Here is a 23,148-nt window from a genome sequence, read left to right as displayed (position 1 = left end):
TTCGTATCCCGTGATCACGTTTTTCTGCGCTGGGTTGTTGGCGTGTGCTGGTCACGCGGTGAAGGTGGGATTGTGCAGGTGGGCCACGGCCTGGTCCGCGTGCTGGAGGTCATTGCCGCGGTGCCGGCAGCCGCCGAGGATCGTGTCGTGCTTCGGCATCCGTACCTGATCGCTTTCTCGGGCACCATCCTGCGCCGACACCATGACCTCGAACCACCAACGACTCGGTGTGTAGGCAGAGTTGCGGCTCGGCGGATAGCTGAGCCCCCGGATTGCCCTGGTGCCAGGCCCACTGGGATCCGGCCCTACTCGCCGCGTCCCGTGCTCCTGGTGGGCCTGTTGCGGCAGGGCTGCCCGAAGCCCCTCAGGCTCGATCGACGGCGCGAGGGCCGGCTGACGGCCACGGAACGGGGCGCCGAAGTCGGCCATTCGCGGCTCGGCTACTCTCGGCGCCACTGACGTTCACTCTGCGATTCGGGCAAACCGCGACCGAACCGCCACTCGGGAGACGCCACCGCATGAATACGCCACCATCGCCGCCTGGAGCGGAGCGGACTGACGGATCGTCCGTCCGGATCGGCGCTCTCGTTCCGCTGACTCGGCCTGGCTGGGTCGAGGCGGGCCAACACCTGCTCGCTGGACTCGAGTTGGCCGTTCGCGAAGTCAATGACGCCGGCGGGATCGTCGGAAGACCGCTCGAGCTGGTGGTCCGAGACACCGCGGCCGATCCGCAGAGGGCCGCGTCGGCCGTGGACGAATTGGCTGGCCTGGGCGTGGCTGCCTTGGCGGGGGAGTATCACAGCGTCGTCGCGCGCGCCGCTGCCGCCAGGGCCGACGCCCTCGGCCTGCCGTTCCTCTGCTCGTCAGCGGTTCTCGACGCGCTCACCGAACAGCCGACCGATTGGGTCGCGCGCCTCGCCCCCGCACAGTCCCACGGTTGGCGGATCTACGCAGACTTCCTCCTCAGCGCGGGCCACAATCGAATCGCCGTAGCAGCCGAGCCGAGTGTCTACTGGGCATCCGGGGCCCGCATTCTGCGGGACTACCTCGCTCCACGCGGCGGTACCGTCATCGGACTCGACATGCGCGCGCTCGACCCCACGGCCGTGTGCGACGAACTCGCCGACAATCGCGCGACAGCCCTCCTTCTTCTGGTCGGCCACCCGGAGCCGGCCGCGTCGATCGTCAAGTCCGTCCGCCGCGACCAGCGCCTCGCCGAGATCATGATTGGTGCGCCGGCCGGGCAACCGGAGTTCGCCGAATGGGCGAAGTTGCTGGGCGACGACAGTGCCGCGATCCCGTTCTTGCGCTACCTGCCCGAGCGCCTCAGCCCACTCGGTGCACGAGTCGAGACGGCCCTCCGCGAGCGGCTGGCCGAACCCCCCTCGTTCGTCGCCTTCGAGGGTTACGACACGGTCGTCGTCCTCGCCGATGTGCTGCGCTCTCACGGCGCGGACCGGGCGCGCACTGCCGAATCCTGGCCGCGCGTCTCAGTCGAAGGAACCCGCGGGCAGATCCAGTTCTCCCGCGCGCCAGGCATCAGCGTTTGGCAATGGGCTTGGACGCCTGTCCAAGTCGTTGATCGAGATCCGGCGCAACCCGATCGCTTTCGGATCCTCCACACCGGTTGAGAGAACACGGAAGTCCGACTGCCCAGATCTGTCCGTACCTGAGGCATCACGTTCGGCCCAGCAGGAGCCGGCGGTTGGGCGGATGGCGAGCTTGCGGATCCCGACGGGTGGTGCCGTTCCGCCTCCTGGTCGGAGATTCACGTTGAACCGGCACAACGAGCAACCAGGCAAGCATTCCCGGTCACAGCGCCGGCTGAGGATGCGCCAGTTCTAGATCAGTGGTTGACGAAGTCCGGGCCGGCCGCTCCGTATACGGACCGCACACCTGGTTCATGGGCTGCAGACCGGCGCTGTCCGCCCGTGGTGGGAGGCCGTAGGCGGACAGCCGACGGTACGTGCGCCCCGGGCGCTGAGCACGAGGGACGCGTACGGGGGTCCGGCCGGGGCGAACCCCACCGGACCCCCGTCCCCCGTTCCCCCGTCCCCCGTGGCGGAATCTCAGCTCACGGTCCACTTCTGGTTGGCGCCGCCCGAGCACGACCAGATCTGCAGCCGGGTGCTGTTGGCCGAGCTGTTGCCCGTCACGTCCAGACACTTGTTGGCCTGCGGGTTCACGATGTCGTGGGCCGCGCTGACGGCCCACTTCTGGTTGGGCCCGCCCGTGCAGTCCCACAGCTGTACGGTCGAGCCGTCCGCCGTGCCGTTGCCGGTGACATCCAGGCACTTGCCCAGCGCGCGTATGGTGCCGTCGGAGGAGACCGTCCACTGCTGGGCCGTGCTGCCGTTGCAGTCGTAGAGCTGTACGGGCGTGCCGTTGGCCGCGTTCGCCCCGGCCACGTCCACGCACTTGCCGGCCAGGCCGGTGATCGGGCCGCCGGTGGACCCCGAACCGTCGCTCGTCGTCACCTTCACCTCGTCCACCACCAACTGCTGCGGGAAGACGGTGGAGCCGTCGGGGTCGCCCGGCCAGTAGCCGCCGACCGCGAGGTTGAGGATCATGAAGAACGGCTTGTTGAACACCCAGGTCTTGCCGCCCAGATCGGCGGGCGTGCGCCGCTGGTAGACCGTGCCGTCCACCGACCAGCTGATCGAGTCGGGGGCCCAGTCGACGGCGAAGGTGTGGAAGGCGTCGGCGAAGGCCTGGCCCCCAGGCAGGGAGTAGGCGGCGCCGATGCCCCCGGATCCCGAGTACCCGGGCCCGTGGATGGTGCCGTGCACGGTCGAGGGTTCGAAGCCGACGTTCTCCATGACGTCGATCTCGCCCGAGTTCGGCCAGCCGACCTGTCCGATGTCGCTGCCGAGCATCCAGAAAGCGGGCCACATGCCCTGCCCGCGCGGGATCTTCATCCGCGCCTCGACATGGCCGTAGGTTCCGGTGAACTTCCCGGAGGTGTTCATCCGGGCCGAGGTGTACTCACAACGCCCGTACCAGCACTGGTAGTTGCCAGGATTCTCGCGACGAGCGGTGATCACCAGGTGACCCTGGCCGTCCAGCGTCGCGTTGTTGCTTCCGGACGTGTAGTACTGCCGCTCGTGGTTGTTGACGTTGTCTCCGGTCTCGATCTGCCACTTCGAGGTGTCGACGCCCGCACCCGCGGGACCGTCGAACGTGTCGGAGAAGGTGGTGACGGCCGCGGCCGCCGTGGGGGGATCCGCCTGGGCGGGAACGATGGCGGCAGCGGTGACGAGCGCTGCGGACAACGCTGCCAAGAGGCATCTGCGGAGCAGACGTGGGGAGTCCAAGACTCTCCCTTCCGTACGGTGCCCCGAGAAGGGGGCGCCGACTGAGGTGGGGGGTGCGTGCATCGCCTCTTGATTTAAGGAGTGAGGTAAGGGGGTGTCAATACTTTGGTCCGGACCAGCCGTTCGGGTTTGGCCCAGGTCTCCTGGGAGTCGCGCCGGTTGCGGAACTGACGGCCCGGGCGCGGCGCATCGCCCGGCCGTGTCGTCGCCCCAGCTGGGACAACTCCCCAGCACTCCAATGGTGTTGAGAATGACGTCGTCGATGTCGAAGCGCGCCGGGTGATGACCGCTTTGCTGACTGAAGGGTGTTGCAGAAGCCTGTGAGCCGGGCGTTTCCCTTGCATGGCTGGGGTCTTGAGGGCTGAGCCGTGTGGGTGGAGACGTTCACCGGGCTGCGGATGAGGCAGTTCGAACGGGTGCTGACGGTGGTGGGGGAATGGGGCGGGACCGGTCCCGGAGGCGGCCGATCGTGCTGCCTGCCGCTGGCCGAGCAAGTGCTGCTGGGGTCGGTCTAATACCGCACGAATCTCACGACGTCGAGGGGCTGGAGCGGTTGTGGATCGTGAACGGCACGCTGATCCCGGTCCGTGACCGGAAGGGCGGTGCGTCCTCGCCCGGTCACTGCGTGGTAGACGGTCTCAGCGGGGGGTGCCGCTTTGTGTTTGGTCAAGGTGGTGGGTTGCTGCCGGGCCGGAGGCCACCTGGCACCCTGTCTGCCATGAGCGATGAAGCATGTGTGGAAGAGCCGGTCGATGAGGGCGTGCGGCCGTGCGTCTTTTGCCATCACTCTGTGGTGGAACTCGGCATGGACCCACTGGCCGCGATCACCGCAGGCACGCTCACCGCGGCCCGGCTCCTTGGGGTCGACGACCGACTGGGTTCCCTGGAGGCGGGTAAGACCGCGGACTTCGTGGCGGTCGACCAAGACCCCCTGCGCGACATCGGCAGCCTCGGCAGGCCCGAGAACGTTGTACTGGTCGCCCAGGCGGGAGCACTGCGCAAGGACCTTACGAGACTCTGACGCGGAGTCCGAACGCCTTGATACATTGCTGCACAGTGGCAACTCTGGTCCCACACCCCCCGGGCCAGAGGAGCCGCACATGAGCAGGCACAACAAACGCAGGTCGAAGCTACAAAAGAGACTGACCGTCTTAGGCGGAGGGGCGGTGGCCGTCGTGGCGGCCGTGGTCGCGGTCAACGTCGCGTCCGCGGCGCAGGTTTCACCCACCCCGCGCGCCGCCTCGAAGGCCGACCACGCCGTATTCGTCCAGGGCAACGAACTGAGCGGAAACACCATCCGCGTCTTCCGCCGGGGCGACGACGGGCAGTTGACCGCCGCGGGGACGTACGCGACCGGCGGCAAGGGCGGCGACCAGACCGACGCGCCCACCGACTCGCTCGCCTCGCAAGGATCACTCGTCTACGACCACCGCTCCGGCCGGCTCCTGGCGGTCAACGCGGGCAGCGGCACGCTGACGTCCTTCGCCGTGCACGGTCAGAAACTGACGAACCGTCAAACGGTATCCACGGGAGGCGACTTCCCATCCGCCGTCACGGTCTCGGGGGATCTCGCCTACGTCATGAACGCGGGCGGTGCGGGAAGCGTCCAGGGCTTCCGGATCACCTCCAAGGGGCTGAAGCCGCTGAGCGGTTCGAGCCGCGGTCTGGCGCTGAAGAACGAGAAGGTGCCGCTGTTCAGCAGCTCGCCGGGACAGGTCGCGTTCACGCCGGACGGCCGGAACCTGGTCGTCACCACCAAGTCGGCGAACACCATCGAGGTCTTCCCCGTGGGGGAGGACGGCCTCCCGGCGGACAAGCCGGTCGTGAACAAGTCGGCGGGCATGGTGCCGTTCGCCATCGCCTTCGACAAGTCCGGGCGCATGCTGGTCGCCGAGGCCGCCCATTCCACCGTCACCACCTACAAGGTGCGCCACGACGGCGAGTTGAAGACCGTACAGGCGTCCCTGCCGAACGGGCAGAACGTCCTGTGCTGGCTGGAGCGGGCCGGTGACTTCTTCTACGGCGGCAACACCGGCAACTCAACCGTCAGCGGCTACCGCCAGGACGCGCACGGCCGACTCGCCCTGACCGACGAGGCGGGCATCGCCGCCGCGCCGTCCGGAATGTCGCAAGGTGTCATCGACCTCGCCGTCGCCGCCGACAAGTTCGTCTACGTCCAGAACGCGACCTCCGGCACCGTCGACGGCTTCCGTGTCGGGCGCACCGGCGCCCTCACCAAGATCACGACGGTCACAGGACTGCCCGCCTTCGCCGCTTCCGGCATGGAGGGCATCGCCGCGGTGTAAGAAAGCGGCCACCGCGGCGGAACGTCCCGGGCACGCGACGAGCGCGCCCGGGACGTCGCGCATGGGGCAGTCGTGTTCCCCGCGCGGATCGAGCATGACGGGCGTTGTTCACGAGGCAGGGCGTGAGATCACTGAGCTGACCGCTGCAACACGGTGGGCCAGGTCGCCGGCAGGGATGTCGATGAGCTCGTAGCCGAACGAGCGGTAGCTCTGTTCATGGATCTTCTCGAACACCAGTGACTCCTGGAAGCCGATCCGTCGTGCCGCGGTGGGCTCGCAGAACCCCAGATTGCGGACGAAGAGCACCTGGCGCTCGTAGATTCCCTCGCAGGCGATCCGTTCGAGCTCCGCAGTCAGTGACCGGGGCACTGGCCACCCTAGATAGGTAGCGAGCGCGTGGGTGCAGATCGGCGACCGGTCGAATACTTGGACAGAGCCTGTGGTGGGGGCCGCCAACTGCCGCTGTCGCTGCAGAACGACGATCTCCTCGACAAAAGACGCCCGTGTCCATGGCTCGTCCTCGCCCCGGGCCTGCGCTTGCGCGATAACTGCTGTCGCCGCCTCCTCGACGACCCCGTAGCCGAGATCATCCAGACACCGCAGGATCGATGTCTTGCCGGCACCCGGAGTGCCGGTCAGAACGTACCGTCGCATGATCGCAAACCTTTCCTGCGTGTCGGGGCAAGCTGACTGACCCCCAAGTTCCGGTGGAGGCCCAGAATCAGCGGAACGCTGGGGATGAGGACGTCGGCAGTGGCGGATCCTCGAACGGCTTGGATGCCGGAGGCGCTCACCACGCCCGTGAGGTCGAGCAAGGCGACTACCGCCAGGTTGCTCAACGTCGTGCTCCAGTACAGCCTGCCTGCCGGGGCCGTGGCAACCGCCCTTCGGCGATCAGCCAGTGGGAACTTTCCGAGTCGTTCGCCGCACGTCAAAGGAGTTGGTCGCCCAGAACGGAGAGGAATTGGAGTCTCTCGTAGCTCTCGCTGCCTGGGGTGGCGGTGAAGACAGTCAGGATCTGGGACTGGTCGGGATCTATCAGGCTCTGTCCGTGCAACTCCATGAGGCCGACTCGGGGATGCTCTATCAGCTTGGGTGCGCAGTACGGGCCCAGGACCGGGTGCTGGCGCCAGATATCGGCGAACTCCTCGCTCCTCTTGAGCAGTGCCTCGACTAGGCCGGTGACGCGGGGGTCGTCGGGATTGCGGGTGTGGGTCGCGAGGAGCTGGGCGGAGACGGTACGGCCGTGCTGGGCATGGTCGTCGGCCGGGAAGCGCTGCCGTTCGGCGGGGTCGGTGAACCAGCGGTAGGCCAGCGAGCGGGCCATGCCGGTGTGCAGGGTCTGGTCGCCGACGAGGAGGGTGGAGAGGCGGTTCTGCGCGAGTGTCTCGCCCAGATGGTTGATGATCTGGGCCGGACTGTCGTCCATGCGCTGGAAGATGCGCTGCATCCCGGGGTTGATGTGGTCGGTGCGTGAGACGCGCTTGGGAGTGTCGTAGCCGCCCAGCCGGAAGAGGTGGTCGCGTTCGTCCAGCGTCAGGCGCAGGCCCTGCGCGAGGGCGGCGAGCATCTGCTCGGAGGGACGTGGGCCGCGCTGCTGCTCGATACGGCTGTAGTAGTCGGTCGACACGCTGCTGAGGGCGGCGACCTCCTCGCGGCGCAGACCCCCGGTACGGCGGCGACGAGTCCGCGGCAGACCGACGTCCTCGGGCTGCAGCGCCGCGCGCCGGGTACGCAGGAAGTCGGCGAGCTCGGCGCGGTCCATACGCCTGCTCCTCTCACTTCGCTCATCGGCGACGCCCAGGTCAGAAGCGCTCCCATCACCCAGTTTCGCAGATCGGACAGGGCCGCCGAAGAGCTCAGCCAGGGTCGGTCGATCCGTGGATGAGCGGCCACCAGCCGTACTGAATGTGACGTGGATCACGGGACAATCTGTCCCTGGATACGATCTTCGGCGCTTGTGACTCTGGGTTGCATGAACGCCAACAGCGAACTCAGCTTCCCCGCCCCCGCCCACTGGATCGACGGCAAGGCGGTTCCCTTCGACGGGCCCGTGATCGAAGTGGTCAACCCGGCCACCGAGGCCGTCATCGCCACGGTCCCGGCCGGCACGGCTGAGGACGTGGACCGTGCCGTGGCGGCGGCCACCGCCGCGTTCCCGGCCTGGGCCGCGACAGACCCGGCGGAGCGTGCCGCCGTCGTCCGGCGCGTCGCGGCGGGGCTTCAGGCGCGCTCCGAGGAGATCGCCGCCACGATCAGCGCCGACATGGGTGCACCGATTTCCTTCGCCCGTATGGGCCAGGCGGGCCTGCCGGTGATGGCCGCCGAGGCCACCGTCTCCGTCGTGGCGGACTTCCCCTGGACCGAGGAGATCGCGAACTCGCTCGTCGTACGGGAGCCGATCGGTGTGGTCGGCGCGATCACCCCGTGGAACTTCCCGTTGCAGCAGGTCATCACCAAGGTCGTCCCGGCTCTGCTGGCGGGCAACACCGTAGTGCTCAAGCCGTCGGAGGTCGCCCCGCTGGCCGCCCGGATCCTCGCGGAGGTCACCGCCGAGGCCGGTGTGCCCGCCGGGGTGTTCAACGTCGTGCACGGCACCGGTCCGGTCGTCGGTGAGGCGATCGCCGCGCACCGGGGAATCGACATGGTGTCCTTCACCGGCTCCACCCGCGCCGGCAAGCGTGTCTCGGAGCTCGCCTCGGCGACCGTCAAGAAGGTCGCGCTGGAACTCGGCGGCAAGTCCGCGAACATCATCCTGCGGGACGCCGACCTGAAGGACGCCGTCACCCGCGGCCTGTCGAGCGCCTGGATCAACAGCGGCCAAGTGTGCGGCGCTTACACCCGCATGCTGGTCCCGGCCGAACTGCACGATGAGGTGGTCGACCTGCTCCGCGAGGCGGCCGCCGCGTACACGGTGGGCGACCCGACCGAGGAGAGCACCCTTCTCGGCCCGCTCGCCTCCGAGACCCAGCGCGCACGCGTCGCCACCTACATCGAACGCGGCGTCGCCGACGGTGCCACGGTCGTCGTCGGCGGACCCGGCCGGCCCGAGGGACTGGAGACCGGTGCCTACGTCCGGCCCACCGTCTTCGCCGACGTCGACCCCGACTCCGTCATCGCCTGTGAGGAGATCTTCGGCCCCGTGCTGGCGGTCATCCCCTACACCGACGACGACCACGCCGTACAGATCGCCAACAGCACGGACTACGGCCTCAACGGCGCCGTGTTCGGCGAGACGGAGCACGCACTGGCCATCGCCAAGCGGATGCGCGCCGGGCAGATCGACGTCAACGGTCCGCAGATGAACCTGCTCGCCCCGTTCGGCGGCTACAAGCAGTCCGGCAACGGCCGCGAGATGGGTCGCTTCGGCCTGGAGGAGTTCCTGGAGACCAAGGCCATCCAGCGCTGACCACCCCCACCGCGACGAGGTGCGTGATGAGTGAGAACACTCTGGCAACCCGGCTGGCAGCATGGGTCGCGGCCCTGGAGTACGACCAACTGCCGCCCCGCGCGGTCGAGATGGCGAAGCTGCTGATCCTCGACCAACTGGGTCTGCAGGTCCGCGGCGCGACCCTGCCCAACGTCCAGCCCGAGCTACGGCTCGTCGAAGCGATGAAGGCCACGCCGGAGAGCACGATGGTGCTCTCCGGCGCCCGGACGGTCGCCCCGTACGCTGCCTTCGCGAACGGAACCCTGGGCGCCGCCTTCGAGTTCGACGACGTCCACATGTACGCCGCGCACATCGGCTCGGCCGTGGTCCCGACGGCTCTGGCGTTCGGCGAGAGCACCAGTGCCGACGGCCGTGAGGTGCTCACGGCCGTGGTCGCCGGGGCGCAGGTGATGTCGCTGCTGGGCGCCACCACCGTGCGGGACATGGTCCGTGTGGGCTGGCACGGCTCCAAGATCCTGGGCACCTTCGGTGCCGCGGCGACGGCGGGCCGGCTCCTCGGCCTGACTCCGGGCCGGCTCACCGAAGCCCTCGGGATCGCGGGCCGTGACGCGGGCGGCACCATGGAGTACGAGCGGAGCGGCGGCGAGGTCAAGCGGATGCACTCCGGATCAGCCGCTCGCAGCGGCTCCCAGGCCGCGCTGCTTGCCCAGGACGGACTCACCGGACCGGCGACGATCATCGAGGGCGAGCGCGGACTTTTCCGTCTCTTCGCCGGCACCCGGGACACGTCGGGCGTCGACGGGCTCTGGGACCACTTCCACATCGTCGACACGATCTTCCGGCTGTATCCCACGATCGGATCCGCCGGACCGGCCATCGAAGCCGTGGCTCATCTTCTGGCCCGCGACCACCTGCCGTGGCGCGAGATCAAGGAGATCCGGCTCGGTCTGCCCGCGATCGCGGTCGGGCACGGGGCGGCGGTCACCCGGCCGACGGACATGGTCTCGGCACAGTTCAGTACGGCGTTCAGCGTGGCGCTGCGGCTGGTCCGAGGCCACAACCGTCCCGAGGACTACATGGATCCCGCTCTGTGGACCGACCCGGATCTGTTGTCGGTCGTCGACAAGGTGGTGCCCTATGCGATGGAGTTCCCGTCGGACGCGCCCTTTCTGAGCTGCCGGGTCGACATCGCCCTCGTCGAGGGCCGCGTGCTGTCCCACACCCAGTGGGGCGTCCGGGGACACCCCGCGCACCCCGACACCGAAGACACCGACATCGAGACCAAGTTCCTCGACAACGTCGAAGGCATCATCAGCCGCCCGGCCGCGCGAAAGATCATCGAGCGGATCAAGGGACTCGAACGCCTCCCCGACGTGGCCGAGTTGATGAATCTCACCGGACGGAGAGAGTAATGACCCGACTGCGGGACCCCGACCCGAACGACATCCCCGAGGATGTCGCCCGGTTCCTGGCCGACTTCCCGCCGGACCCGATGTTCAGGATGCTGGCACACTCACCGTCCACCGTTCAGCCCTTCATCGGCCTGGCGCAGGCCCTCTACACCTCACTTGAACTACCCGTGCGAGCGCGGGAGTTGGCCATCCTGACCGTGGCCGAGGGTGTGCGGTGCGACTTCGTCTTCACTCAGCACGTACCCCTGTCACGGAACGCCGGCGTGGACGACGCGACCCGCGAACTGATCAAGAACGGGGACCATGTGAATTCGGCACTGTCGAAGCACGACCGTGCGGTGATCCAGTTCGCCGCCGAGGTCGTCGCGGGACCCCGGGTGTCCGATGAAGTGTTCGCCGCAGCAGGCGAGTTCCTCTCCAGCCGCGAACTTGTCGAGCTCCTTCATCTCTGCGGCTACTACTGGACCTTCAGCCGTCTGTGCACCGTGCTGGACGTGCAACTCACCCAGATGTACACGCAGTTGCAAGAAGCGGACGGCTGGGCGGGTCCCGAACGACCGGCGGACAGGCCGCCATCGGGCCGGGGCGCTACGCGATGAACGGCGCGAGTTGTCCGGTGTTCAGCCGCTGTCGCGGGTGCCTCTGCGGCGCAGGGCGATGAAGCCGCGGCCGGCGAACTGCCGCCGGTCGACGCGTTCTGGTCGGTCACGCTGTACGGCCAGGACTGGCGCCTCGTGGAGAATCCGATCCAGCGCTACTCGATCGGCGACCGTACGACGGGCCTGGCCTACGGCACCGACGGTTCGCTCGAACTGCTCATCCAGAACGATGAGCCGTCAGAAGGCCAGGCCAACTGGCTTCCGGCGTCGACTGGTTTCTTCATCCTGGTACTGCGTACCTATCAGCCGGGCAAGGCGCTGCTCGACGGCAGTTACGAAATGCCGCCGATCACGACGGCCGACCCCCTCTGACGCCGGCATCAAGAAGTCCAGACGCGCTCCGCGTAGTCCGCGAAGTTCTTGCCGAGGATCTTCTCGATGCGATCCGAACGGTAACCGCGCTTCTCCAACAGCCGGATCAGCTCGCGGAATTGGTCGACACCCCGCAGGTCGACGACGAACGGGTAGACGTCGTCGCCCTCGCCCGTCGCGCTGGCGCCGGCCTCGCGGCGCCGGGCAACCTGCTCGGCGAGGTCGGCCCGGTAGGCGTCCAGGTCGTCGATGGCGGTGACGGGACCGTCGGTGCCGATGCCGACATGGTCCTCGCCGCAGACGTTGACGGCGTGGTCGATGTGCTCGACGACATCGGTGGCGCGGGCGTGGCCGGAGGAGGTGAGGAACGGCATGAAGTAGATGCCGACGAACCCTCCGCGCGAGGCGACCAGGCGCAGTTCCTCGTCCGTCTTGTTGCGCGGGAGGTCGGTGAGCGCGCGGCAGCCGGTGTGGTTGATGGAGACAGGCTGTCGGGAGATCCGCGCTGCTTCCAGGCAGGTCTGCTCGCCGCTGTGGGAAAGGTCGACCATGAGGTGACGGTCGTTCAGGCGCTGGATCACCTCACGGCCGAAGGGCGTCAGGCCGCGGTTGCGCGGCTCCATCGAACCGTCGCCGAGTGCGTTCGCCTGGTTGTACGTGAGCTGGACGACGCGTACGCCGAGCCGGTCGAAGGTGTCGACACGAGTGACGTCGTCGCCGAGCGCGACGGCGTTCTGGAAGCCGTAGATGACGCCGATCCGGCCGTCGCGCTGGGCCTGGTGGAGGTCGGCCGCCGTGCGCACCTTGACGACGTCGGCTGCGTTGTCCCGCAGGATCGTGTCCCAGACCGTTATGTCGTGCAGGGTGTGCTCGTAGGGGTCCATGTCGCCCATCACGTATCCGAGCGTGATGTTGACCGCGGTCAGCCCGGAGGCGTGCGCCTCGGCCAGGGTGCGCGCGTCGATGGTGACGTCCTCGCCGGTCTGGACGAGCTTGCCGGCGGTCGCCGACGAGTGGGGCGCGTTGGGGTTGTCCAGCACACCCAGCGCGTTGATGATCATGTAGTCGCGTGTGAAGTGGTCCGCGTCTGCAAGGGGATTGGCGGTCATCGGGCGTCGTGTCCCTTCGGGGTGTGCATGTCTCGTGGCTGGGGTCCGACGACTGTCAGCGGCCGGGGGCGGCCGGCTCGTAGTCGCCACGGTCGTAGCGGCAGCCGCGTTTGACAACGAACTCGATGCCGGTGAGATGGGCCATGTCGTCGAGCGGATTCGCCGACAGGACGGCGAAGTTCGCGAGCTTGCCCGTCTCAAGCGTGCCCATTACGTCTTGTGCGCCCATGCTCATGGCGCCGACCAGAGTGGCTGAGCGGATGACCTGTACTGGGGGAATGCCGCATTCCCGAGCCAGGAAGGCCATCTCGTCGTGCAGTGCGGGGAAGGGGTGCTCGGGGGCGTTCTCGTAGTCGCTGCCCGCGGAGACGGGGACGCCGACGCGGTACGCGTGGCTGGTGATCCGGGCGGCCAGGCGCGAGTTGGCCCGAACACGCTCCTGTGACTCGGGATCCGTCGCCTCGGCGGCGAAGTAGTTCGCCCACATGCCGGCGGTCGCGTCAAGGATCGTGCCCTGCTCCAGCATGCGCTCGAACAGCGCCTGGAGGTTCGGGTCGTCGCCGTCCGCGAACCGGTCGTACTCGATGGGTGGCTTGTCCTTGTACGTGGTCAAGGGGTGCTGGGTGCCCTCCTGCGCGAGCGCCGTGGCGTGCGAGACCACGTCGACGCCGGCGTCGACGACGTCACCGGGGCTCGCGGGATAGACCGTGCCGTGCGCCCAGGCGGCGAGCCCCTGCCGGTGTGCCTCGGCTGTGATCGCTGTGACCGTGTCCGCGGTGAGGTCGGCGTAGATCTTGACCGCCCGGGCACCGGTGCCCCGAGCCATTGCCACCGCCAGGGGCAGGTCGGTCTCGTCGGTGATCGCCTGCATCCACGGCACGGCGCCGGGCGTTCCGCCCTGTGACACCTGCTGGGTGCGCGGGTCGTCGAAGAAGGTCGGCCCGGCCATGAGGGCGGCGAAGTGGATATCGGGTCCGGGGATCTCGCCGACCTGCGCGGCGCGGGCGAATTCGGCCACCTGACGGAGGTCGTCGGCCATGACCCGGATCGCCGTGACACCGCCGTAGACCTGTCGGCGCAGCATGGCCTCGGCGGCGTCGCGATCGGGCGGCGTCGCGATGTGCTGGTGGGAGTCGATCAGGCCGGGGACGACGAAGCGTCCCGTGAGGTCGACGACCGTCGCTGTGCTGTCGGCGATCTCGGCATCGGGGACGACGGCCCGGATGGTCGTGCCGTCGGTGACGATCGACGTCGCCGTCCGCGCCGGTCCGCCCGTCCCGTCGATCACCGTCGCTCCTCGGTAGACCACCACGGCGCCCGTCGCGGGCGGGGCCCAGGGAGTGGGCGCACCGAGAACCTCATGACCCATCGAATTGACCTCTCCGTGGTGGGGACGCAAGTAGTGGTGTTACATCAGGCGCAACATGTGTATCATCATGTGCAACATCGAGAATGTAGCACCGGAGTGCGACAAGGGGCGCCACGCATGCCGAAGCCATCCAGCTCCGCTGTCGACAAGGCACTGGACCTGATCGAGGCACTCGCCCGGTCCAACCGCCCGTTGCGCCTCAGTGAGCTCGCGGGCGAGGTCGGTCTGCATCGTGCGACCGCCTACCGCGTCCTGATCGACCTGATCCGCCGAGGCTGGGTGCTGCGCACCGACGACCACTACCTCCTCGGCGCGGCAGCGCTCCAGCTGTCGCACTCGGCTGCGCACAACTCGCTTGTCGCGGTGGGCCGTCCGATGCTGGAGGCCCTCTCGGAGCGCACCGGCATGATGGTGAACCTCCAGGTGCTGGAAGCCGACCGCTCGCGCGTGATCGACGTCGTACGACCGCCGCGACTGGAGATGATCAATCATCTGCGGGACGAGATGCTCCCCGTCCACAGATTCGCCGGTCCAGTGGCGCTGGTGGCACTGCTCGACAAGGACGCGCGACGCCCCTATCTGCGCCTGGCGGAGGAGGCCGGTCATCCGCTGACCGGCCCGGAAGGCCTCCTGACGGACATCGAGGAGGCCGAACGCACCGGTTACGCCTTCGAACGCGGTCGCGCCGAGCACCTCGTCGCGTCGGTGAGCCGGGCCGTGGTCTCCGCGAAGGGGTGGCCGATCTGCGCGCTCACCCTGGTCGGGCTCGACGCCGAGTTCGACGAGCCGCACCTGTCCGAACTGAAGCGGCAGCTCCGCGGCGCGACGGACGCACTGCAGGACGCGCTGACGGGCCTTTCCTCGTCGCCGCAGGCGGATCCCGGATGAGCGGCGTACTGGTCCTCGACCGCTCGCAGACCCGGGCCGGCCTGGATCCGGCGCGGGTCCTGACAGCGGTCACTCAGGCGCTCGTCTCGATCAGCCGCGACGAGGTCTCGGCTCCTGCCCGGATCGCCGCGCAAGCGCCCGCGGGACTCCTCGGCGCGATGCCGGGCTACGTTCCGGGCCTAGGTCTGGCCGCCAAGCTGGTGTCGGTCTTCGCCGTGCCCGGCCGGACAGGAGGCAGCGCGCATCGTGGCGTCGTAGCCCTGTTCGACGAACACGACGGCCGCCCGCTCGCGCTCATGGACGCCGAACCGGTCACCGCCGTACGCACCGCCGCCGTCGCGACGATCGCCATGCGCGCGCTGGCACGCCCTCACCCGGACCGGATCGCCGTACTGGGCACGGGAGTTCAGGCCCGCGCCCAGGTCGAACTGCTCGCGACGATCGACGCCGATGCACCCCTCGTCGTGGGTGGCCAGGATCTTGAGCGGGCCCGGCGGCTTGCGGAACTGCACCCGAACGCCTCCGCGGGCTCCATCGAGGAGGCGGCCCGCGGGGCCGGCGTCGTGTTCTGCTGTACCAGCGCCCGGGAACCCGTGCTCGACCCGTCGTGGTCGGCCGAGGGTGCTCACATCAGCTCCGTCGGCGGTTCCCACGGCCACGAACTCGCCTCCGACACCGTCCGCGCCGGATCTCTCTTCGTCGAATGGCCGGGTGCCGCCGGCTCGGCTCCGCCGGCGGGGGCCCACGAACTGCAAGGCATCCCGTCACACCGGATCACCCTCCTCGGCTCGGTCCTCGACGGCCGTCATCCCGGCCGTCGCGAGCCCACCGAGCTGACAGTCTTCAAGTCGACGGGCCACGCCGCGCTCGACGTCGCTGCGGCGGCGGTGGTCCACGATGTCGCCCGCGCCCATGGCATGGGTACGACCCTGGAGATGTAGCGGCCATCACGGTCCTGCGCCGCGACCTCGACCTCGACCTCGACCTCGGCGTCGGCGTCGGCCAGGACGTGGATTGTCGCGCTCCTCTGTGCGGCCGTCTGGACTCGCGTCAACTCGCCGTCCGCGGGAACGAGATCTCGTCGCGCCAGTTCTCTCGTCGTCCGGCCCCCGCCGTGTTCGACGCGGCCGGGTGCCGCTCGCCGAATCCTCGCGTCTCGAAGGTGACCGTTGACGGGAGTACGTCGGCCAGCCAGGCCTGTACGGCGTCGGCGCGTTGCCGGGAACTGAACCTTCCCCTTGATCGTGGACACCTGGAGACTGGGACCTGAGGTTCCAGAGGAAGTAGCACCAGGTGGGAAGCAAGTACACGAAGCGGTACACCGAAGAGTTCAAGCGGGACGCAATCGCGCTCGTCGACTCCTCGGGCAAGACGGTCACGGCCGTCGCCCGGGAGCTCGGCATCAGCTCCGAGTTCCTGCCCGGCTGGTACCGCAAGGCGAAGGCGGACCGGGGCGAGAGCATTCCCGGCGAATTGAGCAGTGCCGAGCGTGAGGAGCTCAAGCGGCTGCGGCGGGAGAACCGCGAGCAGCAGCAGACGATCGAGATCCTGAAAAGAGCGACCGCCTTCTTCGTGAAGGAGAACGACCGGTGAGCGAGTTGTGCCGGTTCATCCACGCGGAGAAGGCGAACTACCCGATCGTTCTGCTGTGCCGGGTGCTGCACATCGCTCGTTCCTCCTATTACGCGTGGCGCGAGGGCGAGGCCGCCCGCCATGCCCGGCAGGCCGCCGACGACGCACTCGCGCACGAGATCACGGTGCTGCACGTCGCCTCCCGCCGCACCTACGGTGTCCCGCGCATCCACGCCGAACCGCGGCGTCTGGGGCGGCGGGTGAACCGCAAGCGCACCGCCCGCGTGATGCGCGAGCGCGACATCCTCGCCCAACGATTTCACCGACCTCCGCGAGGTCCAGGAACGGCTCCGAGCATGCGATGACCGCTACTACGCCACGGCACAGCCGTTCCGGTGGAGGTTCATCGCCTCCGGCCTGGGCGATCTGCCGGCCAGACTTGACCGGCATGCACCCGATCGGCAGGAAGAATCGAAGAATCCTCCGCCCGGATCACCGCGTGATCAACCCCTGAAGTATTTCCGGAACGGACCACTAAGCGACCGTGAGTACGATCTTGCCTCGGATATGCCCCCGCGCTGCGCGTTCGTGTGCCGCTCGGGCGTCAGCGAGCGGAAACGTGCTGTCTATCGCGACGCGAACCGTGCCCGCGTCGAGGAGGCGTCCCAGTTCAGCGAGTTGCGCGCCGTTCGAGCGGACCTGGGTGCCCGAGACCGTGACGCCCAGCTTCGCGGTTTCTTCGTCGTCGTAGTCGCCGAAGAACACCGGGTACAGGGCGCCGCCTCGCTTGAGCGTGCGCAGGAAGCGACTGCTGTCGCGGCCACCGACGGTGTCAAGAACGAGATCGATGTCGTGCACGAGTTCCTCGGGACGGCTCTTGGTGTAGTCGAAGAACTGGTCGGCGCCGAGCTCGCGCAGGAACGATTCATGCGCGCCCGATGCCACCGCGACGACACGCGCACCCTTCCATTTCGCCAGCTGTGCTGCGAAGTGCCCCACGCCGCCCGCGGCGCCGTTGATGAGCACCGTGGTGTCGGCGCCGAGTGCCATCGGGCGATGCCGTGCCTCCTGGAAGGGCGACGGATGATCGTGTCCGAGCTCGATCAGGAACTGCCACGCCGTCAACCCGGCCATAGGCGTTCCGGCGGCGTGCACGTGATCGATGCCGTTCGGCTTGCGCGCGAGGTCCGGCGCGGGCGCGGCCACGTACTCGGCGTATGCGCTGCCGTCGAAGCTGGGAAAACGCAGAAGTCCGAAGACTTCGTCACCTACGTCGAGGCTGTCCACATCCGCGGCGACGGCCTCGACGACGCCAGACACGTCCGTCCCCGGAATCACGGGCAAGCTGAACTTCGGCCTCGTCTCCGGAGGCAGGATCGTCAGCCCGTCGCGCAGGTACCAGTCCGGAGGATTGACACCAACCGCGTGAACGCGAACGAGCACCTCACCCGGCCTCGGCTCGGGAATCGGCACCTCGTCGTAACGCAGAACTTCAGGGCCACCGTGCTCATGCACCCGGATCGCCCTCATCGTGTGTCTCGGCATCGTTTTCTCCTGCCCCTGTCGGGGGATAGGCTTACCGGATCAGCGATCCGCATATCCGGACCACTGATCCGAATATATGGACCACTGATCCAGATAGTCAAGAGGGACAGATGCGGGCCGACGCCAAGAAGAACCGCGACCATGTGCTGGCAGCTGCGGGCACCGCCATCACCGAGCAAGGCGTCGACGTGTCACTGCGTGACATCGCGCGCAGGGCCGACGTCGGGCTCGCGACGCTGCTGCGTCACTTCCCGACGCGCGAGGCGCTGCTCGAGGCTCTGCTCCGCACGAGCTTCGACGAGATGACGGCGCGGGCAGGCGAGCTGGAGACGTCGAGCTCGCCCGAAGATGCTCTCGTTACGTGGCTACGCGACTGCGTCGCGTGGACAACCGAGTATCGGGGCGTGACGGTGCTGATGGCAGCCGCCATCGAGGACGCAGGGTCCGCACTCCACGTTTCGTGCGTCGCCTTGCGCGCGGCCGGTGCGCGGCTTCTCGCCCGTGCCCAGGCCGCGGGCGTAGCGCGGGCCGACATTGATGGCACCGATGTGTTCGCGCTGGTAGCGGCACTCGCGTGGCTCAGCGATCAACCCTCGCTCGCCCCACGCGCCGATCATCTCTTCGATATTGTCGCGAGTGCGATCCTGACCAGCGTAGCGAGCTCCGATGCCCCCGGTGAACGCCGCCCCCGGACTCGTAGTTGAATTCGTCGCGCACGCGGACCATCGAACTCGGCCGCGCGCGGCAAGGAGCGGCGCGACACTTTGCTGGCGAAGAAGATGCGCTTGCGGTCCGCGAAGGCCAGGAAGCTGGGGAATGCGGTGGGTCCGGACGACAGTTCCGTGTCCCAGTAGAAGAGCTTGAACTTGGGGTCCGCCTGTTCAGTGCGTCCCGGAGCGGTGGTTACTTCGCGTCTCCGAGGTGGACACCCTCGTAGTTGCTCAGGGGCACGACGCCGTCGGCGTCGATCTCGTCCAGGGCGTGTTCGGCCTCGGACACGGCGCCTTCGACGTCGGGCAGTGGGACGGTGGCGAAGTTGCCGAAACGCTGGTGGCGATCTGGTTGTCGTCCATGAACTTCAGGTGTGCCTCTGGGCTCCATTTCAGGGTGGGTCAACCCGACGGTCTCCACCGTGACTCGGCAATACCTCACCCCAGAACGGTGGTACCACGGGGGTGTGGACGTCGATACGATCTGCGTTCGCCCGGCGACCTGCCTGTTCCGGCTCACCACGAATTCACCGAACGCGACCCTCGCTCCCGAGTGGGAGGAGCGGCCGGCGTTCGTCCTGGCCTCGGGGCAGGCCGCGGACAGCCCGCAGTTCATCCTCGTACTCAAGAAGATGGCATTTGGCCGGTGTCAGTCGCCTTGAGCGGTGAAACGGGCTAGGGCGGCAGCGACGGCGTCGGGTTGTTCGTCCGGGATGAAGTGTCCTGCGTCCGGCACGACGACCCCGGTGGCGTCGTCGGCCCACGGCCTGAGGGAAGCTGCCATGTCGGGGATGGAGCCGTGGCTGCTGGAAATCCCGAGAACCGGCACTGTCAGGTGCTGTTGTTCAAGGGCCGCGTGGTTCTTTCGCGCCGACTCAGCGGCGTCTCGGTAGTAGGCCAGGGAAGCGCGGAGTCCGCCGTCAGCGGCGATGGCCGCGGCGTACTGGTCGATCTCGGCGTCGTCGAAGGTGTCGGGGGAGAGGGTTTTGACCTTCAGGAACCAGCCGACGTACTCGCGTTCGCGGCCTGCGAGCAGTGTCTCGGGAAGGTCGGGCACGAGATGGAATGCGAAGTGCCAAGTCTTCCACGCCACCTCGGGGTCGGTCGGGATGGTGTCGGGGAGTGTGATGCCCGGGATTCCGGCGTCGAGCAGTGCGACGCCACGCAGTTGGCTCTCGTATTTCAAGGCGAGCGAGAAGGCGACCCACGCGCCGATGTCGTGGGCGGCCAGCCAGTATGTGGAAACCCCGAGCGCTTTCACCGCGGCGTGGACGTACGCGGCGACGGTGTGCGTGTCGTAGCTGCCCTCCGGGCGTTCGGAGTGGCCCTGGCCTGGCAGGTCGATCGCGATGACGTGGAATCGACCGGCCAGGTCGGGCATCACCTTTCGCCATGCCCACCAGGTCTGCGGGAATCCGGCGAGCAGCACGACGGCTGGGCCGCTCGGCTGACCGCCTTCAACCGCATGAAGTCGGACGCCGCCCGCGTCGACCCAGCGGTGGGTGAATCCGGCCAGGTCGTGGAGTGGTAGGTCGCGGACCGGGTTGTCGAAGACGCGGGCGTTGATTGCAGGGTCAGTCATGGCTTTCCTCCATCGGTGTTGGGTGCATTGGTTCGGTGTGTCGGTCGAGGACGAGGCCTGCGAGCGCGGTGAACACGACGAGCGTGGCGAGCATGGCCCATAAGCGGACCTACAGCCCTTCCCCTGCTCGAGGGCCGTGTCCCGACGTCCTGATGCGCGCAGGCCCGCAGCGCCCACCGCGGCCCGGTAGATGCCATGCGTCGGCAGCACCAGCGAGAGATGTACTCCGCCCTTGTACTCGGATACGCGGTGGCTGGAAGCGCCAGAGTGACCGATTCGTTCGGGCTCTCGGCCGTCCATGCCGGCTCCGCGTGACGGGCACCGGCCCGCCAGAACTCGGCTTTGTACAACCCGGCATGCCGACAGGCACTGCCGTCGGCGTGGTGCCGAGATCGTCGGCGCTCTCGCGGACGGAGTGCTCAAGGGCGCCGCCCTTGACCGTCGGGCGGCAGCCTAGGCCTTCGAGCCTGGCTTCGAGTCCAACTTCGACTCCAACTTCGAGTCCGGCTTCCAGTCCTGGACGAGGAGCCCGAGCAGCACCTCGTCCAGGAACTCGCCCAGCACCCAGGCCGAGGAGCGCAGCACGCCCTCGCGGACGAACCCGTTGCGCTCGGCGGAACGCAGCATCGCGGCGTTGTCCGACAAACGCTCGACGAGCTCGCCACGTTTGTCGCGGCTGTCAACCAGTCGCTGGCCGTGGCAGCCCGACCTCTGCGCCGACAGCTGCGACGTTGTGGACGTGCAACTGTTCACGGAGGAAGGAAGGAACCAACGACGAGAACAGTCCGCTGACCGCGAGCGCGGCGAGAACGGCTGTGGCGGCCCGCAGGAACTCGGTCCGCGCTGCCCGCCGGTCGGGAATGGCCGGGCGGCGCACGGACACCCACAGCGTCGCGGTACCGACCAGCGTGCCGCCGTCCAGCTCCACCACGGAGAACGGGACGAGCCCCTGCTCCTTGTCGTCCACTACGAGCCGCGAGTCCTTCGAACCGGGCGTGATCGGCCGCCACGGCCGGCTTTCGGCCCGCGAGCCGTTGACCACGTCGTCGTAGAGCTCGGCCCGCAGGACCGGGATGTCGTCCTCGTGCCGGGCCCTCAGCCCGACCTTGCTGCCCTTTAGCATGCGAGCTTCCTATCCGACCGGGCTGGCCGGCGGCAAACCAATAAGCGGCCGCCTCAGTTGGTTCAACGGCGGTAGCGGATGAGGGCGCTGGCGATGCCGGCGAAGGCCAGGAAGTGCTCGGCTTTGCGCTCGTAGCGCCTGTGCGGGCGGCGGCAGCCCTGTCTCGTCGTCATCCGCATCCCTGGAGGACGGGAAGACCTCAATCTGCCGCGTTGCGGCCCCGCTTCGCAGCGGCGGCAGCGCCCTGTCTCCCTCTCGTCCGGCCCGGCGGCGGATCAGTGGAGGGTGTAGGCGAAGTGCTGGGCGGTAATGCCGAGCCGGCGGCAGCTACTGCTCTGCTGGAAGTGGTGGAAACACTCCAAGACCTGCTCGTGATCATTGTCTCTGGCAGGACCTCTGTCCGTGTCCGTCCTGTCGCAGACTTGCAGGACGCGGTGGCCCGGCTGGTCGCCGTGTCTTCGCCCCAGCCGAACCAAGGACTGCAATCGTGAGCGAGCGCGTTCTCACCCCCCGCAACCGGGGCTTCCTCTTCCTCGACTCCCACCCGGCGGGCTGCGAGCAACTGGTGGCCGACATGTGGCAGGCATGCCCCGACCCTGCCAACGTGCCGGAGGGCGCCGGGCCGGTGGCTCTGATCATCGGTTCCTCGGCCGGATACGGCCTGGCGGCCACTCTCGCCGGACTCAAGCGCGCCGGCATCCGCGGCATCATGGTCTCCTTCGAGAAGGCCCCCACCGAACGTCGTACCGCTACAGCCGGCTGGTACCGCACTGCCGCCACCGCCGACATCGCCCGCACCGCCGGGCGGGATCTGGTCTTCCTCAACGGCGACGCGTTCTCCGACACGATGAAGAACGAGGTCGCCGACCTCATCGAGCAGCGTTTCGGCGGCAGGCTCGATTACCTGATCTACTCGGTGGCCGCGCCCCGGCGCACTGACCCCGACACCGGCACCACGTACGCCTCCGTCCTCAAGCCGATCGGCCAGGCGAACCGCACCAAGACCCTACTTTTCGACGACCAGGGCGTTCCCGAGGTCCGCGAGGTCGAGACCGGGCCGGCCGAGGACGATGACGTCGACCAGACCGTGGCCGTGATGGGCGGCGCGGACTGGGAACGCTGGGTCGACCACCTCGCCGGACGGAACCTGCTCGGCGACGGCTTCGCTACCGCCGCGCTGTCGTACATCGGATCGCCGCTGACAGCGGCGATCTACCGGCAGGGCACCATCGGCGCGGCCAAGGCCCACTTGGAGGCCACCGCCCGCACCCTGAACGAGCTGCTCGAGAAAACGGTGGGCGGGCGGGCCGTTACCTCTGTCAACGGCGCCGCCGTCACCCAGTCCTCCACCGCCATCCCCGGCATCGCTCTGTACACAGGGCTGCTGCGCGGCGTCGTTGGAGAGCACATGGTTCCGCCGGTACACCAGCTCGCCGCCCTCTGGGACCAGCTCACCGGTGCTGCCCCGCTCACTGTGGATGACGAAGGCCGGGTCCGCCTGGACAACTGGGAACTCACTGACGACGTACAGGCGGCCGTCGCCGAACGCTGGGAGGCCGCCACCACCAACACCATCGCCGACCTCGCCGACCTTGCCTGGTTCCGCGCCGAAGTCCAACGCCTGTACGGATTCTCCGTGCCGGGCATCGACTACACCGCCGCAGTCGCCACTGACATCCCTTGGCCCACCTACACACCCTGACCCCGGCATCCGGCATCCGGCATAGGGGAACGCCATTTCAAGGAGCGCACTGAGGTGATCGGCGCCGTGCGCCGCGCCAAGGAGGAGGTCCTGGTGGCCGCGCCGGCTGAGCGAGGCGGCTTCACCCATGCCCGAGCAGCGGCCCGCCTGACCC

The 23,148-nt window shown here is 68.2% G+C and carries 21 protein-coding genes and 3 pseudogenes; 14 read left to right on the top strand and 10 right to left on the bottom strand.

Annotated elements, in window-relative coordinates:
* Window positions 1-518: 518 nt before the first annotated feature.
* A complete protein-coding gene (locus tag AQJ27_RS44320) occupies window positions 519-1,631 on the top strand; it encodes an ABC transporter substrate-binding protein (protein WP_067382574.1) in 1,113 nt (370 codons plus the stop codon).
* 438 nt (window positions 1,632-2,069) lie between these two features.
* Here AQJ27_RS44320 and AQJ27_RS44315 read toward each other — a convergent pair whose 3' ends face one another.
* Entirely contained in the window at window positions 2,070-3,314 is a 1,245-nt protein-coding gene (locus AQJ27_RS44315) for a ricin-type beta-trefoil lectin domain protein (protein WP_067382571.1), read from the bottom strand.
* 342 nt (window positions 3,315-3,656) lie between these two features.
* Here AQJ27_RS44315 and AQJ27_RS61035 point away from each other — a divergent pair.
* From AQJ27_RS61035 to AQJ27_RS44305, 3 genes and pseudogenes are all read left to right on the top strand, one after another.
* Window positions 3,657-3,927, top strand: a pseudogene (locus AQJ27_RS61035) (IS5/IS1182 family transposase); the annotation flags it as partial.
* A gap of 105 nt (window positions 3,928-4,032) precedes the next feature.
* Window positions 4,033-4,335, top strand: coding sequence for an amidohydrolase family protein (locus tag AQJ27_RS44310; protein ID WP_235613915.1), 303 nt, complete (start codon window positions 4,033-4,035; stop codon window positions 4,333-4,335).
* A gap of 145 nt (window positions 4,336-4,480) precedes the next feature.
* Entirely contained in the window at window positions 4,481-5,620 is a 1,140-nt protein-coding gene (locus AQJ27_RS44305) for a lactonase family protein (RefSeq protein ID WP_235613914.1), read from the top strand.
* Window positions 5,621-5,728: 108 nt separating this feature from the next.
* On the opposite strand, the gene AQJ27_RS44300 is transcribed toward AQJ27_RS44305, so the two are convergent.
* Both AQJ27_RS44300 and AQJ27_RS44295 read right to left on the bottom strand, forming a co-directional pair.
* Window positions 5,729-6,274, bottom strand: coding sequence for an ATP/GTP-binding protein (locus AQJ27_RS44300; RefSeq protein WP_067382565.1), 546 nt, complete (start codon window positions 6,272-6,274; stop codon window positions 5,729-5,731).
* A 277-nt stretch (window positions 6,275-6,551) separates the two neighbouring features.
* Window positions 6,552-7,385, bottom strand: a complete 834-nt coding sequence (locus AQJ27_RS44295; RefSeq protein WP_067382562.1) for a helix-turn-helix transcriptional regulator — start codon at window positions 7,383-7,385, stop codon at window positions 6,552-6,554.
* Window positions 7,386-7,595: 210 nt separating this feature from the next.
* Here AQJ27_RS44295 and AQJ27_RS44290 point away from each other — a divergent pair, with 210 nt between their 5' ends.
* The 4 genes from AQJ27_RS44290 to AQJ27_RS44275 all read left to right on the top strand — a co-directional run bounded on the left by AQJ27_RS44290 (window position 7,596) and on the right by AQJ27_RS44275 (window position 11,394).
* A complete protein-coding gene (locus AQJ27_RS44290) occupies window positions 7,596-9,029 on the top strand; it encodes an aldehyde dehydrogenase family protein (protein WP_067382559.1) in 1,434 nt (477 codons plus the stop codon).
* Between the two features lie 26 nt (window positions 9,030-9,055).
* Complete coding sequence (locus AQJ27_RS44285; RefSeq protein WP_067382556.1) at window positions 9,056-10,423, top strand: MmgE/PrpD family protein; 1,368 nt, start codon at window positions 9,056-9,058, stop codon at window positions 10,421-10,423.
* The gene (locus AQJ27_RS44280) at window positions 10,423-11,022 is read left to right on the top strand and encodes a carboxymuconolactone decarboxylase family protein (RefSeq protein WP_067382553.1); all 600 of its coding nucleotides are present in this window, start codon (window positions 10,423-10,425) and stop codon (window positions 11,020-11,022) included. The genes AQJ27_RS44285 and AQJ27_RS44280 overlap by 1 nt, the downstream gene beginning before the upstream one ends.
* 78 nt (window positions 11,023-11,100) lie before the next feature.
* Window positions 11,101-11,394, top strand: a complete 294-nt coding sequence (locus tag AQJ27_RS44275; RefSeq protein ID WP_079065743.1) for a DUF1214 domain-containing protein — start codon at window positions 11,101-11,103, stop codon at window positions 11,392-11,394.
* A gap of 8 nt (window positions 11,395-11,402) precedes the next feature.
* On the opposite strand, the gene AQJ27_RS44270 is transcribed toward AQJ27_RS44275, so the two are convergent.
* Together AQJ27_RS44270 and AQJ27_RS44265 are read right to left on the bottom strand one after the other, a co-directional pair.
* Window positions 11,403-12,503, bottom strand: coding sequence for a dipeptidase (locus AQJ27_RS44270; RefSeq protein WP_079065742.1), 1,101 nt, complete (start codon window positions 12,501-12,503; stop codon window positions 11,403-11,405).
* A gap of 55 nt (window positions 12,504-12,558) precedes the next feature.
* Window positions 12,559-13,872, bottom strand: coding sequence for an amidohydrolase family protein (locus AQJ27_RS44265; RefSeq protein WP_067382546.1), 1,314 nt, complete (start codon window positions 13,870-13,872; stop codon window positions 12,559-12,561).
* A gap of 117 nt (window positions 13,873-13,989) precedes the next feature.
* Here AQJ27_RS44265 and AQJ27_RS44260 point away from each other — a divergent pair, with 117 nt between their 5' ends.
* The 4 genes from AQJ27_RS44260 (at window position 13,990) to AQJ27_RS44245 (ending at window position 16,697) form a co-directional block, all read left to right on the top strand.
* Window positions 13,990-14,760, top strand: a complete 771-nt coding sequence (locus AQJ27_RS44260) for an IclR family transcriptional regulator (protein ID WP_067382543.1) — start codon at window positions 13,990-13,992, stop codon at window positions 14,758-14,760.
* Entirely contained in the window at window positions 14,757-15,701 is a 945-nt protein-coding gene (locus AQJ27_RS44255) for an ornithine cyclodeaminase family protein (protein WP_067382540.1), read from the top strand. The genes AQJ27_RS44260 and AQJ27_RS44255 overlap by 4 nt, the downstream gene beginning before the upstream one ends.
* Before the next feature lie 352 nt (window positions 15,702-16,053).
* Window positions 16,054-16,353, top strand: a complete 300-nt coding sequence (locus tag AQJ27_RS44250) for a transposase (protein ID WP_067382537.1) — start codon at window positions 16,054-16,056, stop codon at window positions 16,351-16,353.
* Complete coding sequence (locus AQJ27_RS44245) at window positions 16,350-16,697, top strand: IS3 family transposase (RefSeq protein ID WP_079065740.1); 348 nt, start codon at window positions 16,350-16,352, stop codon at window positions 16,695-16,697. The genes AQJ27_RS44250 and AQJ27_RS44245 overlap by 4 nt, the downstream gene beginning before the upstream one ends.
* A 169-nt stretch (window positions 16,698-16,866) precedes the next feature.
* Here AQJ27_RS44245 and AQJ27_RS44240 read toward each other — a convergent pair whose 3' ends face one another.
* Window positions 16,867-17,877: an NADP-dependent oxidoreductase gene (locus tag AQJ27_RS44240; RefSeq protein WP_201264527.1), complete on the bottom strand. Its 1,011-nt coding sequence runs from the start codon at window positions 17,875-17,877 to the stop codon at window positions 16,867-16,869.
* 110 nt (window positions 17,878-17,987) lie between these two features.
* Here AQJ27_RS44240 and AQJ27_RS44235 point away from each other — a divergent pair, with 110 nt between their 5' ends.
* The gene (locus AQJ27_RS44235; protein WP_067382531.1) at window positions 17,988-18,581 is read left to right on the top strand and encodes a TetR/AcrR family transcriptional regulator; all 594 of its coding nucleotides are present in this window, start codon (window positions 17,988-17,990) and stop codon (window positions 18,579-18,581) included.
* A gap of 655 nt (window positions 18,582-19,236) precedes the next feature.
* Here the strand turns inward: AQJ27_RS44235 and AQJ27_RS44225 are convergent.
* From AQJ27_RS44225 to AQJ27_RS55150, 4 genes and pseudogenes are all read right to left on the bottom strand, one after another.
* Window positions 19,237-20,169, bottom strand: a complete 933-nt coding sequence (locus AQJ27_RS44225; protein WP_067382525.1) for an alpha/beta fold hydrolase — start codon at window positions 20,167-20,169, stop codon at window positions 19,237-19,239.
* A gap of 453 nt (window positions 20,170-20,622) precedes the next feature.
* Window positions 20,623-20,820 (bottom strand): annotated as a pseudogene (locus tag AQJ27_RS44220) (GNAT family N-acetyltransferase); the annotation flags it as partial.
* 28 nt (window positions 20,821-20,848) lie between these two features.
* The gene (locus tag AQJ27_RS59485) at window positions 20,849-21,292 is read right to left on the bottom strand and encodes a hypothetical protein (protein ID WP_235614039.1); all 444 of its coding nucleotides are present in this window, start codon (window positions 21,290-21,292) and stop codon (window positions 20,849-20,851) included.
* A 62-nt stretch (window positions 21,293-21,354) separates the two neighbouring features.
* Window positions 21,355-21,450, bottom strand: a pseudogene (locus tag AQJ27_RS55150) (IS5/IS1182 family transposase); the annotation flags it as partial.
* A gap of 329 nt (window positions 21,451-21,779) precedes the next feature.
* Here AQJ27_RS55150 and fabV point away from each other — a divergent pair.
* Entirely contained in the window at window positions 21,780-22,994 is a 1,215-nt protein-coding gene (gene fabV / locus AQJ27_RS44205) for an enoyl-[acyl-carrier-protein] reductase FabV (protein ID WP_067382515.1), read from the top strand.
* Window positions 22,995-23,148 lie beyond the last annotated feature (154 nt).

The organism is Streptomyces olivochromogenes, from assembly GCF_001514115.1.
Classification (GTDB): Bacteria; Actinomycetota; Actinomycetes; order Streptomycetales; family Streptomycetaceae; genus Streptomyces; species Streptomyces olivochromogenes.
The sequence above is the reverse complement of the archived record's forward strand: the minus strand, read 5'-3'. Positions and strand labels throughout refer to the sequence as shown.

Excerpts from the sequence above, each read along its gene's own strand:
- AQJ27_RS44235 (WP_067382531.1), top strand. The coding sequence starts at position 17,988 with ATGCGGGCCGACGCCAAGAAGAACCGCGACCATGTGCTGGCAGCTGCG.
- AQJ27_RS44225 (WP_067382525.1), bottom strand. The coding sequence starts at position 20,169 with ATGACTGACCCTGCAATCAACGCCCGCGTCTTCGACAACCCGGTCCGC.
- AQJ27_RS44310 (WP_235613915.1), top strand. The coding sequence starts at position 4,033 with ATGAGCGATGAAGCATGTGTGGAAGAGCCGGTCGATGAGGGCGTGCGG.
- AQJ27_RS44270 (WP_079065742.1), bottom strand. The coding sequence starts at position 12,503 with ATGACCGCCAATCCCCTTGCAGACGCGGACCACTTCACACGCGACTAC.
- AQJ27_RS44260 (WP_067382543.1), top strand. The coding sequence starts at position 13,990 with ATGCCGAAGCCATCCAGCTCCGCTGTCGACAAGGCACTGGACCTGATC.
- AQJ27_RS44290 (WP_067382559.1), top strand. The coding sequence starts at position 7,596 with ATGAACGCCAACAGCGAACTCAGCTTCCCCGCCCCCGCCCACTGGATC.
- AQJ27_RS59485 (WP_235614039.1), bottom strand. The coding sequence starts at position 21,292 with ATGCTAAAGGGCAGCAAGGTCGGGCTGAGGGCCCGGCACGAGGACGAC.
- AQJ27_RS44280 (WP_067382553.1), top strand. The coding sequence starts at position 10,423 with ATGACCCGACTGCGGGACCCCGACCCGAACGACATCCCCGAGGATGTC.
- AQJ27_RS44320 (WP_067382574.1), top strand. The coding sequence starts at position 519 with ATGAATACGCCACCATCGCCGCCTGGAGCGGAGCGGACTGACGGATCG.
- AQJ27_RS44240 (WP_201264527.1), bottom strand. The coding sequence starts at position 17,877 with ATGCCGAGACACACGATGAGGGCGATCCGGGTGCATGAGCACGGTGGC.
- AQJ27_RS44265 (WP_067382546.1), bottom strand. The coding sequence starts at position 13,872 with ATGGGTCATGAGGTTCTCGGTGCGCCCACTCCCTGGGCCCCGCCCGCG.
- AQJ27_RS44285 (WP_067382556.1), top strand. The coding sequence starts at position 9,056 with ATGAGTGAGAACACTCTGGCAACCCGGCTGGCAGCATGGGTCGCGGCC.
- AQJ27_RS44295 (WP_067382562.1), bottom strand. The coding sequence starts at position 7,385 with ATGGACCGCGCCGAGCTCGCCGACTTCCTGCGTACCCGGCGCGCGGCG.
- AQJ27_RS44255 (WP_067382540.1), top strand. The coding sequence starts at position 14,757 with ATGAGCGGCGTACTGGTCCTCGACCGCTCGCAGACCCGGGCCGGCCTG.
- AQJ27_RS44300 (WP_067382565.1), bottom strand. The coding sequence starts at position 6,274 with ATGCGACGGTACGTTCTGACCGGCACTCCGGGTGCCGGCAAGACATCG.